We start from the raw sequence: 13,894 nt of genomic DNA on the forward strand, positions 1-13,894 counted from the left end.
ACGGTGCATGAGGTCCTGCAGATCAACCTTTCAACCTTTGAGGTGACCCATGCCAGTCAAGGGCATCGACCGCGTCCGGCGGAATCTTCGTGTGGCTGTCGAAAACATTGCCGGCGGCGTTTCCGAGCGCGCTGTTTATGAGGTGCTGAGCCAGGGCGCGGCAATGGCGCAGACCATAATACCGATCGACACATCGACTCTGGTCAACAGCCAAACGGCCCCCCAGATCACTGTTGGCCCAAACGGGGTCGAGGGAAGCGTCGGTTACACCGCTGCCTACGCAGCAGCAGTCCACGATGCGCCAGGCACTCTCGCCGGCCAGCCGCGGGACGAGAACGACCCTAGCCGGGGGGACTACTGGGACCCGAATGCGGAGCCTGAATTTCTCACGAAGGGCTTTGACCAGATCATTCCAGTCATCCCGGCCATCCTCCGCAGGACATACCGCGTATGACCCCCTACGACGCCTTCCAGGACTGGCTGGCTTCGATCCTGGGCGAGGGCTACCAGTACAGCCGCGGGATGTGGGTCGACCACCCCTCGCTCGACTCGGCATTCATCGCAGCGATCCAGCAAACCGGCGGCCCCCCGACTCAGGTCGACATTCGTCGCCTGCGGTTCAAGGTGATCCTCCTCGGCCCGAAGGGCGTCCGGAAACACGTTGTCGACGTCGGCAACTCAATCGAGACCCTGGCGCAGGTAGCGCTTGGTGACAGCGTCCCCTGTGGCGCCGCATCTGTTCGGGCAATCGGCGAGCCGATCGGGCCTGGATACACCACCGAAAACCGGGCCTGGTACAGCCTGGACCTTGAAGTTCTCTATTAATCAGGAGGCCAGACATGGCTTGCAAGAAGCTCAAATTTCCGGGCCGCGACGTCGTGCTCGAGTATTACATCGGGTGCGGCGATGCGCTGCCGGCGGAGAATGACTGGCGCCGTTTTGGGTCGCTCCGCACGAAGGAATTCACCGTCGAGTGGGACACCATCGACGCGACTGATTCCGACTCGGTTGGCGCACTGCGGGAGAACCTGGCCAGTTTCCAGACGCTGACCATTTCCGGTGACGGTACCGTGAAGGCCTCCGGTGCCGGCGCGCAGAACCTGATCGACCTGACGAAGCATGTCGTGAAGCCGGACGCGACCGGCGGACAGCCTGTTGTCTGGATGCGCATGACCTTCCCGGACCTGACCTTCACCGCATTCATGCTCATCAGCAACCTCAGTCGCTCCGCGCCGTACGACGATGTCACCACCTACAGCTTCGAGGCTTCGGCGACCGCTTCCGACTTCGGCCTGATCGTCGAGGATACCCCCGACGCGGATGCGCCGGACCCGACCAGCATTCAGGTCGTGCCGGAGACCCTCTCGCTTACCGTTGGCGAAGGCTTCAACTTCGAGGGCGTCGTGCTGCCTGTTGGCGCTCCGCAAGGCCTGCGCTGGACTTCCAGTGCGCCGACCGTGGCCGCGGTGAACGCGGTTACCGGCGAGGTGAGCGCTCTGTCGGCCGGTACCGCCACGATCACCGCCGCTTCCAGCGTCGCCCCGGGCGTCACCGATACCGCAACTGTCACGGTTGTCCCGCTGGTGCAGGGCATCACTGTCTCGCCGACCTCCGTCTCGATCGCCGAAGGCGCCACCCAGCAACTGACCGCCGCTGTATCCCCGACCGGTGCGGCTCCTGGCCTGGTCTACGAAAGCGCGGCGCCGGCGATTGCCACCGTGAGCTCGACCGGCCTGGTGACCGGTGTTGATGTCGGTACCACCACGGTGAAAATCACCAGTGCGGCGCGGCCGTCGGTGAGCGTGACCGTTCCGGTAACCGTTACTGCACCGTGATCCTCACCGAGATCGGTGAGATAGGCGTACACACGGCCTCGGGGGAGTTCTTTCTCCTGCGGCCGTCCCTGTACGCCATGACCCAGCTCGGTACGCCGGCCGAGATTGTCGACGTCTTCGCGCGCGTCATGAGCGACCCGATCACCGAGAAGCATCAGGCGGACCAGTTCGCGGACGCCCTGGCCGTGGTGGTGGCCTGTAGTGAGCAGGACCTGTCCGACGTGTTTGGCTACTACGACCAGGACCTGGTCTACCGGCCAGGAACTGCGGACGTCGAGCACCTTGTGCCTCTCGCGCGCTGCCTGCTGAAGCACGGCGTCACTGGGGCGCTTCCGCCGCTCCCCCGGCGCCACGACGAAGAGCCGAACTACTCGGGGGAATTCGTTGCGCGGGAGTACGTCGCGACGGCGATAGCGCACCTGGGGCTGAGCGAGCGCGAAGCCTGGTCCATGACCATGACCGGCCTGATCGGCGCCCTGCGCGCGAAATACCCCCCAACCGAATCGAACGCTCCGGGCGCCAGAGCCCCGACCGCGGCAGAGCATGACGCGACGATGGAGTGGTTCGACAAGATCGAGGCCAAGCGCAAGGCGCGGGCGAAAGGAGCACCCTGATGGCTGAGAATGTCGGCAGCATCTACTACACCGTCGAGGCGGATACCTCCAGCCTCGTCAACGGTGCGAACGCCGCCGATCGCTCGCTGGACAGCATGCAGGGTTCCATGCAGCGGACCGATGCGACTGCTGGGAAGTTGCAGACCCGCATGACCAGGGTGGCCGGGGCTGTGCGGCAGGCCAACCAGCAGATCGGCGCCCAAACCTCGGCATACAGCGGGCTGACCCGGGTCGTTGCCGCTTACCTTTCGCTCCGGACGCTCCAGTCGGTCATCGAGCTTTCCGACCAGTACGGCCAGATGGCCTCGCGCATTCGGAACGCCACCAGCAGCGCCGAAGAGTACGCCATGGTGCAGGAGCGCCTGTTGCAGACCGCCAACGGCACCTTCCGGGCGCTGAGCGAGGCTCAAGAGGTCTACCTGGCTACGGCTGACACGCTCAGGGATCTCGGCTACACCACGTCCGACGTTCTGGACATCACCGACTCGTTCTCCTACGCGCTGGTTCGCGACGCTGCTCGCGCCGACCAGGCCACCACCGCCATGGATGCGTGGTCCAAGGCGCTGATGAAGAACAAGGTCGAAGCCAATGGCTGGGCCTCGATCATGGCCGCGACGCCGTCGATCGTAGAGGGCATCGCCGAGGCTACCGGGAGGACCCAGGCTGAAATCCGGCAGTTGGGCGCCAGCGGGAAGCTGTCTGTCGAGGCGTTGAACGAAGGGTTGCGCCGCACCCGGGACGAGAACAAGGCACTGGCCGATGAGATGGAAACATCGGTCGCAGACTCGTTTACCAAGCTTCGCAACAGCATGACGGTGTTCATCGGCAAGGTGAACGAGTCGAGCGGCGCCAGCCAGATTCTGACCAGCAACATCGCCGAACTCGCGGATGCATTGCAGGACCCCGAGACCATTCGTGCCGCCCAGGAGTTGGCGGCCGGGGTGGTAGGCGCCCTCAACCAGATCATCTCCGGCGCGAAAGAAACCGTTCGGATCGTCAAATGGGCGGCCGAGGGAATTGCCGCGGCGCTACACGGCGCGGCGTCTGACGATATTGTCCGCCTGGAGGACCAGCTCAACACGTACCAGGAGATGCTGGCCAACCCGCTGAAGCGCCTGCGCATCGGTGGGAAAGGGCAGGCGATCGCGCTGTTCAGTGAGGACGAAATCAAGGCGAACATCGCCGCGACACAAGCGCTGATCGACCAGTTCTACAAGGACCAGGAGAAGAAGCCTCCGGTAGTCGTGCCGAATGTGGCGCCACCATCTACCCAGGGGAAATCTGGCGGGAAGACAGGCACTGTCAACGCCGAGGCCGCTGCCACGGCAGGCACGAAGAAGCTCACCGAGGCGCAGAAGGCAGCCAAGAAAGCCGCTCAGGAACTCGCCCAGGCGCAGAAGGAAAACATCGACACCATTGCCAGCCTCGGCCAGCAACTCGCTCTTGTCGGCCTGAAGGGCAAGGACCTGATGCAGACCCAGGCAGAGTTGCAACTCAACGAGTACGCCACGCCGGAGCAGGTCGCCCAGGTCCGCGCGCTCGCCGCAGCTCTGTACGAAGCGCAACAGGTCGAAGCCAACAAGCAGTTGCTGGGGCAAATGGACCCTATCGCCGGCGAAGACCAGCGCTACCAGACCGAACTGGAGAATCTGAAAAAGCTGAACGAGGCCAAGTTGCTCGAGGACCAGCGCTACCTGGAACTCAAGGCGCAGGCCGAGCAACAGCACGATGCCACGATGAAGCAACTGGAGGAGGAGCGATTCCGCCGCCAGGCTGCCGGCAACGAGATGATCATGGCAACGCTGGATCAGGTGCAGCAGGCCGGCACGAACGCTCTGACAGGGCTGATAACCGGGGCGAACAACGGTGCCGATGCAATGCGACAACTGGCCGGCGCCATGCTGAACCAGGTCGTGGGCGCCCTCGTCAAGGTCGGTATCGAACAGGCGAAGAACTTCATCATGGGGCAGGCCCAGCAGGCGGCTGCGGCGACGACAGCCGCGGCGACAGGTGCAGCTATGGCTTCTGCCTACGCGCCAGCCGCCGCTGCCGCTTCGGTTGCGTCATTCGGCGGGGCGGCAACGGCTGGCCTTACCGCAATGGCGGCCGCCATCCCGGCAATGCTTGGGATGTTCGCTGGAGGTCGCCAGTACGGCGGTCCCGTAGGGGCGGGCGGCATGTACCGGATCAACGAGAACGGCGCACCAGAGGTATTCCAGGCTGCGAATGGCCGGCAGTACATGCTGCCGAACACCCGTGGAGAGGTGATCAGCAACGGCGACGCCTCCGCTCAAGGCTCGCCGCAGATCAGCCTGCAGATCATCAACAACGGTCCGCCGGTTTCCGCCACCGCCGCCATGGACGGGAACAACCTGCGGGTAACTCTCGATGCGGTCGAGCAGGACTTTGCCAACAAGGTTTCGTCTGGCCAGGGGCTTTACCCGAAAGCAATCGAAGGCGCCTATGGATTCAGGAGGGCAGGGCGATGATCAAATGGCCTGATGGCCTTCCCTTTCCGCTCAGGGAGGGGTACGGCTTCAAGACGGTTGAACCAATGGCCAGGACCGCCCTCCAGAGCGGCCGGGCACGCTATCGACGGAACTTCAGCGGCGTGCCGGTTGCTCTGGAGGTTTCTTGGCTGTTCACCGCTGAGCAGGCGCGTCTGTTCAAGGGGTGGTACCGAGACGTCCTGAAAGACGGCGTCAAGTGGTTCGAGTGCGATTTGCGTACGGAAGAGGGAATCGTTCCGTGCAACCTGCACTTCGAGGGGATCTACGACGGCGGCTATCTCGTCGGGCGCGACCACTGGCGTTTCAACGCAACCGTCGTGATGCGAGAGCGCTCGATCATCGACCCAGGCTGGGCCGAGATTCTGCCCGAGTACATCCTCCTCGCCGACATCTTCGACATCGCGATGAACAGGGAGTGGCCTAGACATGGCGACGGCTCTTGAGCGCTTCTATGCCTCCGGCGGTGAAGACCTGCAGTTCGCCACGGTCGAGTTGTCATGCCCGGCGTGGCCGGAGCCTATCCTCATCTGCCAGGGCTATGACGATCTCACCTGCATGACCGAAGACGGGCGCCTGCTGACGTTCATCGCTGGCGCTATCGACGTATCGATTCCGAAGCGAGACAACAGCGGAAACCAGAACGTTGGATTCGCAATCGACAACGTGACCGGATTCGCACAGCAGCGTATCAACGAAGCCCTGGAGGCGGGGGAGTATGTGACCCTGATCCTGCGGATATATCTGGAAAGCGATCTCACAGCACCCGCTGAGCGGCCATACCGCATGAGGGTCAAGACGCCGGGTTTCGAGGGTCTCACTGTTCAGGTCGAGGCCGGTTACTACGACCTCATCAACACCGCCGCGCTGCGCCACATCTACAACGTCAGCGAGTTCCCCGGACTCAAATACTGGCCTTGATCCCATGCCGAACAGATACCTCACCGCCATCTATACCGAGGGCGGGCGGTCCCTGCCGTGCCTGGACTGTTGGGGCCTGACGCTCATAGCGCGGGTTGAGCTGTTCGGACTGCCGATGCTGACCGACTTCGGTGGTGTCACGCGACTCACCCCGGTTTCGATGCAGCGGGCGTGCGATATGGAGATCCAGCGCGCGCTCGAGCAATGCGAGCCAGGACCTGGGGTCATCGCCGCGGCCTATAGAGGGCGTCTGCTCGATCACGTAGGCCTGCTGGTCGAGGTAGATGGACGCCTGCGGGTTCTCGAAATCAATCCGGGGAGCGGGGTGTCGCTTACCCCGCTCCAGAAGTTCGGTGACAAATACTCCAAGGTGGTCTTCTACCGTGATCGAAATCTACCCATCGCTCCTTGACGGAGAACCGCTGGAGCGGCATCCGATCGGCCGCAGGATGACGATTCATGCCTGGCTGACCGCGAATTCTCCTGGGTACCGCTGCCACGATGTCCACCCGTTCTCCATCGGTGTTGTCCCCGCCGAGGTTGCGCTCTGCGGTGACCTGACCGACAAGCAAAAAAAGGCCCATGAGGAGTTCATCCATCCCGGTGAGTGGGCCGAGCGCATCATCGATCGCGGCGACATTGTGAGGATCTATAAGCTCCCGCGCGGGACCGATCCGTTCACGATCACGGCAGCGCTGTTCAAAGGTGCGCAATCCGTTTTTCGGATGCTCATGCCTCAATTGCCTGGCATGCCAACGAACCCAGGGCAGGGCGCGTCGCTCTCTGAAACCAGTGCGCGTGGAAACAAGGTCAAGCTCGGCGATGCGATACGCGAAGTCGCTGGCCGTCGCCTGATTTATCCCGACTACATCCTGCCGCCCCGGAAGTATTTCGCCGGTCCGCGTGAGCAGTGGACCGAAATGCTCCTGTGTATTGGCCGTGGTCGGTTCCAGATCGCCGAAGGGGCAGCGAAAATCGGTGACACGTCGTTCCTGGCACTGGGCGCTGATGCCTCTTTCCAGATTTTCGAACCAGGGCAGAACGTCAGCGGGCACCCGGCATCGGTCTGGTGGCACCTGGTTGAGGAAGTTGGTGCGAGCTCAACTGGTAATGCCGGCCTGGACCTGACCGAGAGTTCCAATCTCACCCCGAACCCGTCGGCAACTACGTTCACGTTTTCCGGAACGAACATCATCATTTCTGCCGGAGCCGGGTCGTTCCCCTCTGACTGGGTTGCGGGGACGATCCTCCGGGTTGAGGCGATGTACCCCTATTCGGTGAACGATGGCGGCGGGACGAATCGCGACGTCGTGACGGGGGATATCGCCCAACTCGGCCTGGATGTTGGCGACGAGATCGAGGTGGTTGGCACCAACGGCGGCCTCTATCTGGTGAACGACATCACCTCAACGTCGATGACGCTCAACTACAGCAACGGTTCGCCGGCCAATGCGTTGCAGACCGGCTCCGGAAATGCAGCAATCGGCCCGCGTGGGCTGCGCTATCGGATCACGGCGTACAGCGCGCAGCAACTCACAGTCGAGCGGCTGACCAGTGCGGGCGGTGTCGATGTTGACTGGCCAGGATTCACCGCTCTCAACTCGTCTACGTCCAGAGTCACCATCGATCCGACCAGCCTAGAAGGGGGCTGGCGCGGTCCCTTCCCGGCGTGCCCTGTGTCGGAGAAGACCAACTTCGTCGAGATCGACGTATTTTGCCCAGAGGGGCTTTGCGGTGTAGGCAGGGAAGGACAGATCTACCAGATCCGCACCTATTACGACATCCAGTGGCGAGACATGGCTATCGGCGGCGCATGGATGACGGTCAGCATGAACCATGCGGGAAGCTCGCTCGATCAGCAGGGATTCACGGACGGCATTTCGCTTCCGTACATGATGCGGCCCGAGTTTCGCATCCGAAAAGTGTTCGTCAACCAGGGTGGCAACTCAACATCCGAGTACCGAGACCGCACACAGTGGTACGGGATGCGCGCGCGCCTTCAGGCTCCATCGTCCTACACCGGCGTCACGACGATGGCTGTTCGATATCGGTCGTCTGACCGCATCGCGGCGCAGACAGAAAGCCGCGTCTCGGTAGAGGCTACCCGCATGCTACCGACTCGGCAGAACGGTGCATGGACACCCGAGATAGCAACGCGAGACATCGTCCCATTCCTCTGCTACATCGCGAAGGAACGCGGCTACACCGATGCGGATCTCGATCTTGAGGAACTCGATCGGCTTGACGCCATCTGGAAGGCCCGCGGCGACACATTCGACATGATCTACGAGGACGGCAAGGTAACTGTCGCGCAGATCATGGATGACGTGCTTGCGGCTGGGTATGCGGAGAAGACGATCAAGCGCGGCGTGATCTCTGCGGCCCGAGACGAGCCAAGGACAACGTTCGGGCACATGTACTCGCCGCAGAACATGGATGGCCCACTGAGGATTAGCATCAGCGCTCCGTCTGAGGACGACTATGACGGAGTCGATGTGGAGTTCATCAATGCCAACGGCTGGATCGAAGATACCGTCCAGTGCCGGCTGCCCGGCGATGTCGGCAGGAAGGTCGAGAAGATCACGGCTGTCGGTGTCACAAACCGCGATCGCGCCTGGCGCTACGGGATGCGCCGCCGGATGGCGCAGCGATATCGGCGAACAGAGTACTCGTTCGATACCGGCCTAGACGCGCTGAACAGCGAGTTCTGGGATTACGTGGCTCTCGCCGGCGATGTTCCCGGCCCTGGCCTGGCGCAGAGCGCATACCTGAAATCGTTCGTTATCTCTGGAAACTCGGTCCTGATCGAGTCCAGCGAGCCGCTCGACTGGTCACTGCTGAACTCGCCAGCGCTCTACCTGCGGCGCCCAGACGGAACGGTTTCCGGTGGATATCCGGCGTCGAGGATAGACGACTACCGGCTGAGCATTCCCAGCATCGATTTCGTCCCTGATGTTTCGTGGGAAATCGAACCGCCGCACCTGCTGCTGGGAAATCCATACCCAGCCCTGATCAGTTCAATCGATCCAAACGGCAATACCGCGGCGTCCGTCCGAGCGGTGAATTACGACCCCAGGGTCTACACCTACGACAACGCCAGCGCCCCCAACTGACCGCACACACAAATCCAGAGCCCGCCATAGAGCGGGCTTTTTCATGCCCGGAGAATTTGCATGACGACCTACGCCACCGGTAACCCGCTGGGCTCCAAAGACCCGCGCGATCTGTACGACAACACCGAGAACTTCGACGCGGCGATGAACGATCGTTCGAGCGTCTCTTGGGTGGACCGCTTTGGTGTTTCCCGAAAGTCGTGGTTTGGAATAGAGCAGCAGGTCAACGACTACCTTGCCTCTCAGGGCTTCGAGCCAGGCGTACTGGAGTACGTAGATGGCTCTCCGCTGACTGTAGATCGTCCGACCCAACTGATCCAGCGCGGGGATAATCTTTACAGCGTCAAGCGTCCGGCATCATTCCCTGTGAACCTCAGCGGAAACTGGGCAACTGATCAGTTGTTGCTTGTTACACAGGTAGATAGAGACCTTCGTTCGCAACTTGCTGCATCAGATGGCGGTTCGAATATCGGTTTCCGTAGCAGAACTGTAGACGCAAAGCTGAATGAGCTTATTTCGTTGGCAGACTTCGGGGCAGTTGCTGATTATTCTGGAACTCCCGAGTATGACGGAAACGACGGATCCAGAATCACCGCAACCGACAACACGGCTGCGTTTTCCGCATTGATCGCTGAGGCAATCAGTCGTGGCGATGCCTGTGTCCATATTCCGGCTGGCCATTGGGGTATCAAGACTGGTCAACTTAACTTCAGCAATTTCGAGAAAATTAGAATCGTTGGTGATGGTATTGACACAACCATCATTGACTTTATTCATGAGTACGCGCCAGTAACTGGTGGTGGGTATGTTACTAACGACATTGCCCATGCTATTGCGAAGTTCTCGTCTGGAGATAGTATTGAATTCTCAAACCTGACCATCAAGGGCACGACCAAGAAAGGGCTTGTGACCGGCACTCCAGGCTCAAACTGGACGTATGAGGGTGCTGTGTGGGGATTTATCCTGCAAAACGTGAATCGCATTCGGCTTGATCGTGTTCGCGTAGAGCACTTCAACTATCGTGGATTCTCGATGTATGGCCCTGAGACTAAAGAGGTAATCATCAACGAGTGCGAAGGGTTCTACAACGTAGGTTCAGGTTTCTGGGTCGAAGATACTGACTCCCTTCTGGTAACTGGCGGAGAGTTTGCATACAACGGCATCTCAGGCGAGGTCGGAACTGGCTACGGAGTAACTGGCTCTACTCGCGTTGGAAACATGGTTGTGAGTGGCGGTTACTACCACCACAACTACCGTAAGGGGCTGGATACACACGGCGTACATCATTTCCGTCTTCTTGGCGGACTGTTCCAGGCAAATATATACAGTCATTGCGACGTTCTTCGGTACGCAACTGATCCAACCGGCTGCACGACGCAAATTAAGGGAACTACCTTTACTTCCGGCGTTGATACTGACGAACAAGCCTGGATTCTCGCAGAGTACAACCTGCGCAAAACAAATGGGTACAAATTTGCAGGCGGCCATGTTTTTCGAGTCGTCGACAACTCACCCGGAAAGAGTGTCTCGGTTCATGTGAGCGAAATCGCTGTTCGTGGGCACTACGCTCCGCAGCGTACCGTTGGGTTCACCGATGGTGGCCCGGTCCCGTTCCAGTTCTCCACGACGCTCGGTCGCATGTCGTGGATTGGAAATGAGATCGATCTGACTGGATATGAGTTCTCGGCCTCTGGAACCTTTGGAACGCACTGTCTATTTGATGGCCTGGCCGCCGAATTCGAGTTCAAGGATGGACTGCTTAACTGTCCGGCTGATGGTGCGTTCACAAACACGACTACCAGCTTGTCCGACAAGAGCAACGTGTTCATTCTTCAAGGGGTTTCTACCTACACCTCTCGGGTATCGTTCGATAATTGGAGGATGCGTGTTAATAACCTTTACTTGTCGTCAGCAGCTTCCTCTGTGGGTACGGGAGCTACTCGGCAGGCTATCAACTGGGAGAACACAGGCAGAATCGTAACGAACTGTTCCTTCGGGTGGGCTTCTGAGCCGTATACAGCGCTGGCGCCACTTGAGAGATTCAACAACTTGCATTTCCTGGGAGCGTGGAAAGCAGGGCCTTTGAACCCATCTCTCTCATACCTTCGTAATAACTACGTTATTACCGGAGGTCGAACCTATTCCCTTCCTGATGATAGCCTGGCTGTATTGAACAGCCGCAAGCCTTACTCGTTCCCCAATGTGACTAAAGCGCTTGGTGCTAAGGTGTTCTCTATTGTGATGGATAAACAGTCTGGAAGCTTGGTCAAAATTTCTACAGGACTGAGCGGAGAGGAACTGAACATTTCCGTCTACAGCGGAGACTTCACGGGTATTTCCGGATCTGGTTCTAACCCATATCTTGAGTTCGATTCTGCTGACCCGAACTACCTAGTGAATGGAGTAGCCAAGCTGCGTCTGAACGTAAAAGCCAAGATCGCTTTAAATAACATAAATCTGTTTGGGGAGATTTGGGCGTATGGTCTATATCCGTCGCTCGGTATCGAATACGTTTTTGCAACTTAAGCCCATGGGGAGAATTATGCCTATCACTGAGCAGCAACTGCTGCAGATACTCCCGAACGCCGGCCCTCGTGCCGGCGTTTTTGTTGGTGCGCGTCACGCAGTACCTCGCCGATCCCTGCGGAGGTAAGACTCCCTTTCCCGCCGAGCGGCGAGCCGCCCGCAGGTCCTTACCGCAATATCGACCGGTATTCCGGCTTTGATGCGCTGGTGGGCGGTAGAGACGTTGACTCCGAAGTGAGCACAGGCCTGGGCAATACTGGCGAACTGAGTGCCGTCGATCTCGACTCCGGTCAGGCGTCGCTGGTTTTCGGACGCTTGCTGATGGATCGTGGCCCATCGGCAGTTTTCAGGACAGTAGTCACCGTCTGGGTCGATTCGATCGATGCTGTACCTCCCAGCAGGCCGAGGCCCCATGTCTTTGAGGAAAGCCTCGAACGACTGATTCCAACGTTCGCAGACCTTGATACCGCGACCGCCCCAGTTAGGGAAGTCCTTGTACTTCTCGTCATAGCACCTGCGTTTCATGCCTAGCCAGGTTCTGTACTCCGGGGTTTTCAACCCTCGACGGCTGTGCCCGTGCGCGGTGACTTTGGCTGTACGCTTCCTGACGAATTCCCTGTTTGAGCCAAGCGCTGAAGCCCATTCGCTGGCGAGGCACCCGCATGAACGTGTCGAGCCGCTTCGCAAGTTCGACGAGTTCACCTTTACCTCGGCTCCGCACTCGCACCGGCAGAGCCAGACAGATCCTCCGTTTTTCCCGGGAGAGTCGTAGGCGACCACCAAAAGGCGCCCATAGCGAAGCCCGGAGATATCGATCCGTTTCATTTCATTCACCTATTGAGAGAGGGACCGCCGATGGCAGTCGTTTCCGAGAAAACCGCTGGAGGGAGGAACGTTCTTGCGTTCCTGGACATGCTTGCGTGGTCTGAGGGGACCAGCACGATCAGAGGTAGCGACAACGGCTACAACGTTGTTGTCGGTGGAGGGCTGTTCAATGGGTACGCTGATCACCCGCGCCTGAAGGTCTATCTGCCTCGGTACAAGGTTTATTCAACTGCGGCAGGCAGGTATCAGCTTCTCTCGAGGTATTGGGATGCCTATCGCGAAAGCCTGGCGCTGAAAGGCGGCTTCACCCCGGCTAACCAGGACCTGGTGGCGTTGCAGCAGATTAAGGAGCGCCGCGCGCTGGCAGATATACAGGCCGGTCGCTTGGCGGATGCCGTGCAGAAGTGCTCCAACATTTGGGCCAGCCTGCCGGGGGCTGGTTACGGCCAGCGTGAGCATTCTCTCGATGACCTGGCAGCGCACTATCTTGCAGCGGGCGGGGTGCTGTCGTGATCTCCGCCCGCGCTTTATCGGTCGCGCTGGCCTGCCTGGTGCTGGTCGGCCTCGGCACCGCCGGCGGTGTCTGGCTCGGCGCGCGGCACTACCGCCCGCAGCTCGACGCCGCGCGGTCGGACCTCGTTGCCTGCCGCGCCGCCCGGGGAGAGTTGGAGTCCGCAGTGGCGGAGCAGGTCCGGCAGGTTGCCGAGCTGCGCCTGGCCGGCGAACAGCGGGCCCGGGATGCAGCCCAGGCGGTGGAGCAGGGACGACAGCAGGCCGCCGAGCGGTATTCCGCCGCCAACCGTCTGCTGCGTGACCGCACCGCCGGCGAGCAGTGTGCGGCTGCCGAGGCGGTCATTGATCAGGAGCTGGGTCTATGAGGGTGGTGCTAATGCTGGTGATGGGCGCGCTGGCGGGATGCGCCGGCCAGGTCGAGCCTGAGCCGCGCACGGTGCGCGTAGAAGTGCCTGTTGCGGTGCCGTGCCGAGTGCCGGCGGTGGAGGTGCCGGCCTGGGCAACCGCTGGGCTGAGGAAGGGCGACGATATCCAGACCAAGGTCCGTGCGTTGCTCGCCGAACGCTTGCAGCGGATCGGTTACGAGACGCAGCTCCTGGCTGCGAACCAGGCCTGCCAGGATTAGGAGTAGACTACGGCCTTTTCCTACGGAGCAGGGCGATGCTGGTCATTCGATTCAAGGGCTGGTCGGTGAAACTCGACCACCAGGTGGGCAGCGCTGGGAAACATGGCATCTGGTCGTTCCACGGCTCGGAGAGCAGCTACGTACCGGACATGGAGACGATTCTTCGGCATGCTGCTATTCGGCCTGCGGAGCCGAAAGAAGGCGGGGAGGTCGAGGTATTCATCTGTGATTCGCGTATGCCGCAGGACGAATGGCGGGCGGTAGGGAAGGGCGTCGCGGCTTATGAGTCGGACCGCTGATCCTGTACCAGTTTTTGTACCAATCGATGCGAATTAGTGCGAATCGGAACGCCTGAAAGCCTTGATTTTACTGCTCTACAGCCCGCTAGCTATCGCCAAAAAAATCGCATGGTGAT

General features: G+C 60.3%; 14 protein-coding genes and 1 pseudogene. All 15 read left to right on the forward strand.

The window, feature by feature from the left end:
* The first annotated feature begins 49 nt into the window (after positions 1–49).
* Positions 50–454 (forward strand): forkhead box protein, encoded by a 405-nt coding sequence (locus tag HMPREF3014_RS00255; protein ID WP_070734352.1) that lies wholly within the window; start codon positions 50–52, stop codon positions 452–454.
* A complete protein-coding gene (locus tag HMPREF3014_RS00260; RefSeq protein WP_003127992.1) occupies positions 451–825 on the forward strand; it encodes a phage tail termination protein in 375 nt (124 codons plus the stop codon). Before HMPREF3014_RS00255 ends, HMPREF3014_RS00260 begins: the two co-directional genes overlap by 4 nt.
* A gap of 14 nt (positions 826–839) precedes the next feature.
* Positions 840–1,835 (forward strand): phage tail tube protein, encoded by a 996-nt coding sequence (locus HMPREF3014_RS00265; RefSeq protein ID WP_023114281.1) that lies wholly within the window; start codon positions 840–842, stop codon positions 1,833–1,835.
* Positions 1,832–2,449, forward strand: a complete 618-nt coding sequence (locus HMPREF3014_RS00270) for a DUF6246 family protein (RefSeq protein ID WP_023098984.1) — start codon at positions 1,832–1,834, stop codon at positions 2,447–2,449. The genes HMPREF3014_RS00265 and HMPREF3014_RS00270 overlap by 4 nt, the downstream gene beginning before the upstream one ends.
* Positions 2,449–4,938 carry a tape measure protein gene (locus tag HMPREF3014_RS32860; RefSeq protein WP_083327196.1) on the forward strand — a complete coding sequence of 830 codons (2,490 nt, stop codon included), beginning with the start codon at positions 2,449–2,451 and terminating at the stop codon, positions 4,936–4,938. The genes HMPREF3014_RS00270 and HMPREF3014_RS32860 overlap by 1 nt, the downstream gene beginning before the upstream one ends.
* Positions 4,935–5,402 carry a hypothetical protein gene (locus tag HMPREF3014_RS00280; protein ID WP_023123637.1) on the forward strand — a complete coding sequence of 156 codons (468 nt, stop codon included), beginning with the start codon at positions 4,935–4,937 and terminating at the stop codon, positions 5,400–5,402. Before HMPREF3014_RS32860 ends, HMPREF3014_RS00280 begins: the two co-directional genes overlap by 4 nt.
* Entirely contained in the window at positions 5,386–5,877 is a 492-nt protein-coding gene (locus tag HMPREF3014_RS00285; RefSeq protein ID WP_023098722.1) for a DUF1833 family protein, read from the forward strand. Before HMPREF3014_RS00280 ends, HMPREF3014_RS00285 begins: the two co-directional genes overlap by 17 nt.
* A 4-nt stretch (positions 5,878–5,881) precedes the next feature.
* The gene (locus HMPREF3014_RS00290) at positions 5,882–6,289 is read left to right on the forward strand and encodes a hypothetical protein (protein WP_053817094.1); all 408 of its coding nucleotides are present in this window, start codon (positions 5,882–5,884) and stop codon (positions 6,287–6,289) included.
* On the forward strand, positions 6,261–8,990 hold the full coding sequence (locus tag HMPREF3014_RS00295) for a host specificity factor TipJ family phage tail protein (protein ID WP_053817095.1): 2,730 nt from the start codon (positions 6,261–6,263) through the stop codon (positions 8,988–8,990). Before HMPREF3014_RS00290 ends, HMPREF3014_RS00295 begins: the two co-directional genes overlap by 29 nt.
* Positions 8,991–9,050: 60 nt before the next feature.
* The gene (locus HMPREF3014_RS34730) at positions 9,051–11,516 is read left to right on the forward strand and encodes a hypothetical protein (RefSeq protein WP_177344145.1); all 2,466 of its coding nucleotides are present in this window, start codon (positions 9,051–9,053) and stop codon (positions 11,514–11,516) included.
* A 16-nt stretch (positions 11,517–11,532) separates the two neighbouring features.
* Positions 11,533–11,607: pseudogene (locus HMPREF3014_RS34970) on the forward strand (glycoside hydrolase family 19 protein); the annotation flags it as partial.
* A gap of 764 nt (positions 11,608–12,371) precedes the next feature.
* On the forward strand, positions 12,372–12,854 hold the full coding sequence (locus HMPREF3014_RS00305) for a glycoside hydrolase family 24 protein (protein WP_003100997.1): 483 nt from the start codon (positions 12,372–12,374) through the stop codon (positions 12,852–12,854).
* Positions 12,851–13,219: a hypothetical protein gene (locus HMPREF3014_RS00310; RefSeq protein ID WP_031688184.1), complete on the forward strand. Its 369-nt coding sequence runs from the start codon at positions 12,851–12,853 to the stop codon at positions 13,217–13,219. The genes HMPREF3014_RS00305 and HMPREF3014_RS00310 overlap by 4 nt, the downstream gene beginning before the upstream one ends.
* A complete protein-coding gene (locus HMPREF3014_RS00315; RefSeq protein WP_070734335.1) occupies positions 13,216–13,479 on the forward strand; it encodes a hypothetical protein in 264 nt (87 codons plus the stop codon). The genes HMPREF3014_RS00310 and HMPREF3014_RS00315 overlap by 4 nt, the downstream gene beginning before the upstream one ends.
* Before the next feature lie 35 nt (positions 13,480–13,514).
* On the forward strand, positions 13,515–13,778 hold the full coding sequence (locus tag HMPREF3014_RS00320) for a hypothetical protein (RefSeq protein ID WP_031641817.1): 264 nt from the start codon (positions 13,515–13,517) through the stop codon (positions 13,776–13,778).
* The last annotated feature ends 116 nt before the right edge of the window (positions 13,779–13,894 follow it).

Source organism: Pseudomonas sp. HMSC065H01 (genome assembly GCF_001815235.1).
Taxonomy (GTDB): Bacteria; Pseudomonadota; Gammaproteobacteria; order Pseudomonadales; family Pseudomonadaceae; genus Pseudomonas; species Pseudomonas aeruginosa.

Excerpts from the sequence above, each read along its gene's own strand:
- HMPREF3014_RS00255 (WP_070734352.1), top strand. The coding sequence starts at position 50 with ATGCCAGTCAAGGGCATCGACCGCGTCCGGCGGAATCTTCGTGTGGCT.
- HMPREF3014_RS00260 (WP_003127992.1), top strand. The coding sequence starts at position 451 with ATGACCCCCTACGACGCCTTCCAGGACTGGCTGGCTTCGATCCTGGGC.
- HMPREF3014_RS00265 (WP_023114281.1), top strand. The coding sequence starts at position 840 with ATGGCTTGCAAGAAGCTCAAATTTCCGGGCCGCGACGTCGTGCTCGAG.
- HMPREF3014_RS32860 (WP_083327196.1), top strand. The coding sequence starts at position 2,449 with ATGGCTGAGAATGTCGGCAGCATCTACTACACCGTCGAGGCGGATACC.
- HMPREF3014_RS00280 (WP_023123637.1), top strand. The coding sequence starts at position 4,935 with ATGATCAAATGGCCTGATGGCCTTCCCTTTCCGCTCAGGGAGGGGTAC.
- HMPREF3014_RS00285 (WP_023098722.1), top strand. The coding sequence starts at position 5,386 with ATGGCGACGGCTCTTGAGCGCTTCTATGCCTCCGGCGGTGAAGACCTG.
- HMPREF3014_RS00290 (WP_053817094.1), top strand. The coding sequence starts at position 5,882 with ATGCCGAACAGATACCTCACCGCCATCTATACCGAGGGCGGGCGGTCC.
- HMPREF3014_RS34730 (WP_177344145.1), top strand. The coding sequence starts at position 9,051 with ATGACGACCTACGCCACCGGTAACCCGCTGGGCTCCAAAGACCCGCGC.
- HMPREF3014_RS00305 (WP_003100997.1), top strand. The coding sequence starts at position 12,372 with ATGGCAGTCGTTTCCGAGAAAACCGCTGGAGGGAGGAACGTTCTTGCG.
- HMPREF3014_RS00315 (WP_070734335.1), top strand. The coding sequence starts at position 13,216 with ATGAGGGTGGTGCTAATGCTGGTGATGGGCGCGCTGGCGGGATGCGCC.
- HMPREF3014_RS00320 (WP_031641817.1), top strand. The coding sequence starts at position 13,515 with ATGCTGGTCATTCGATTCAAGGGCTGGTCGGTGAAACTCGACCACCAG.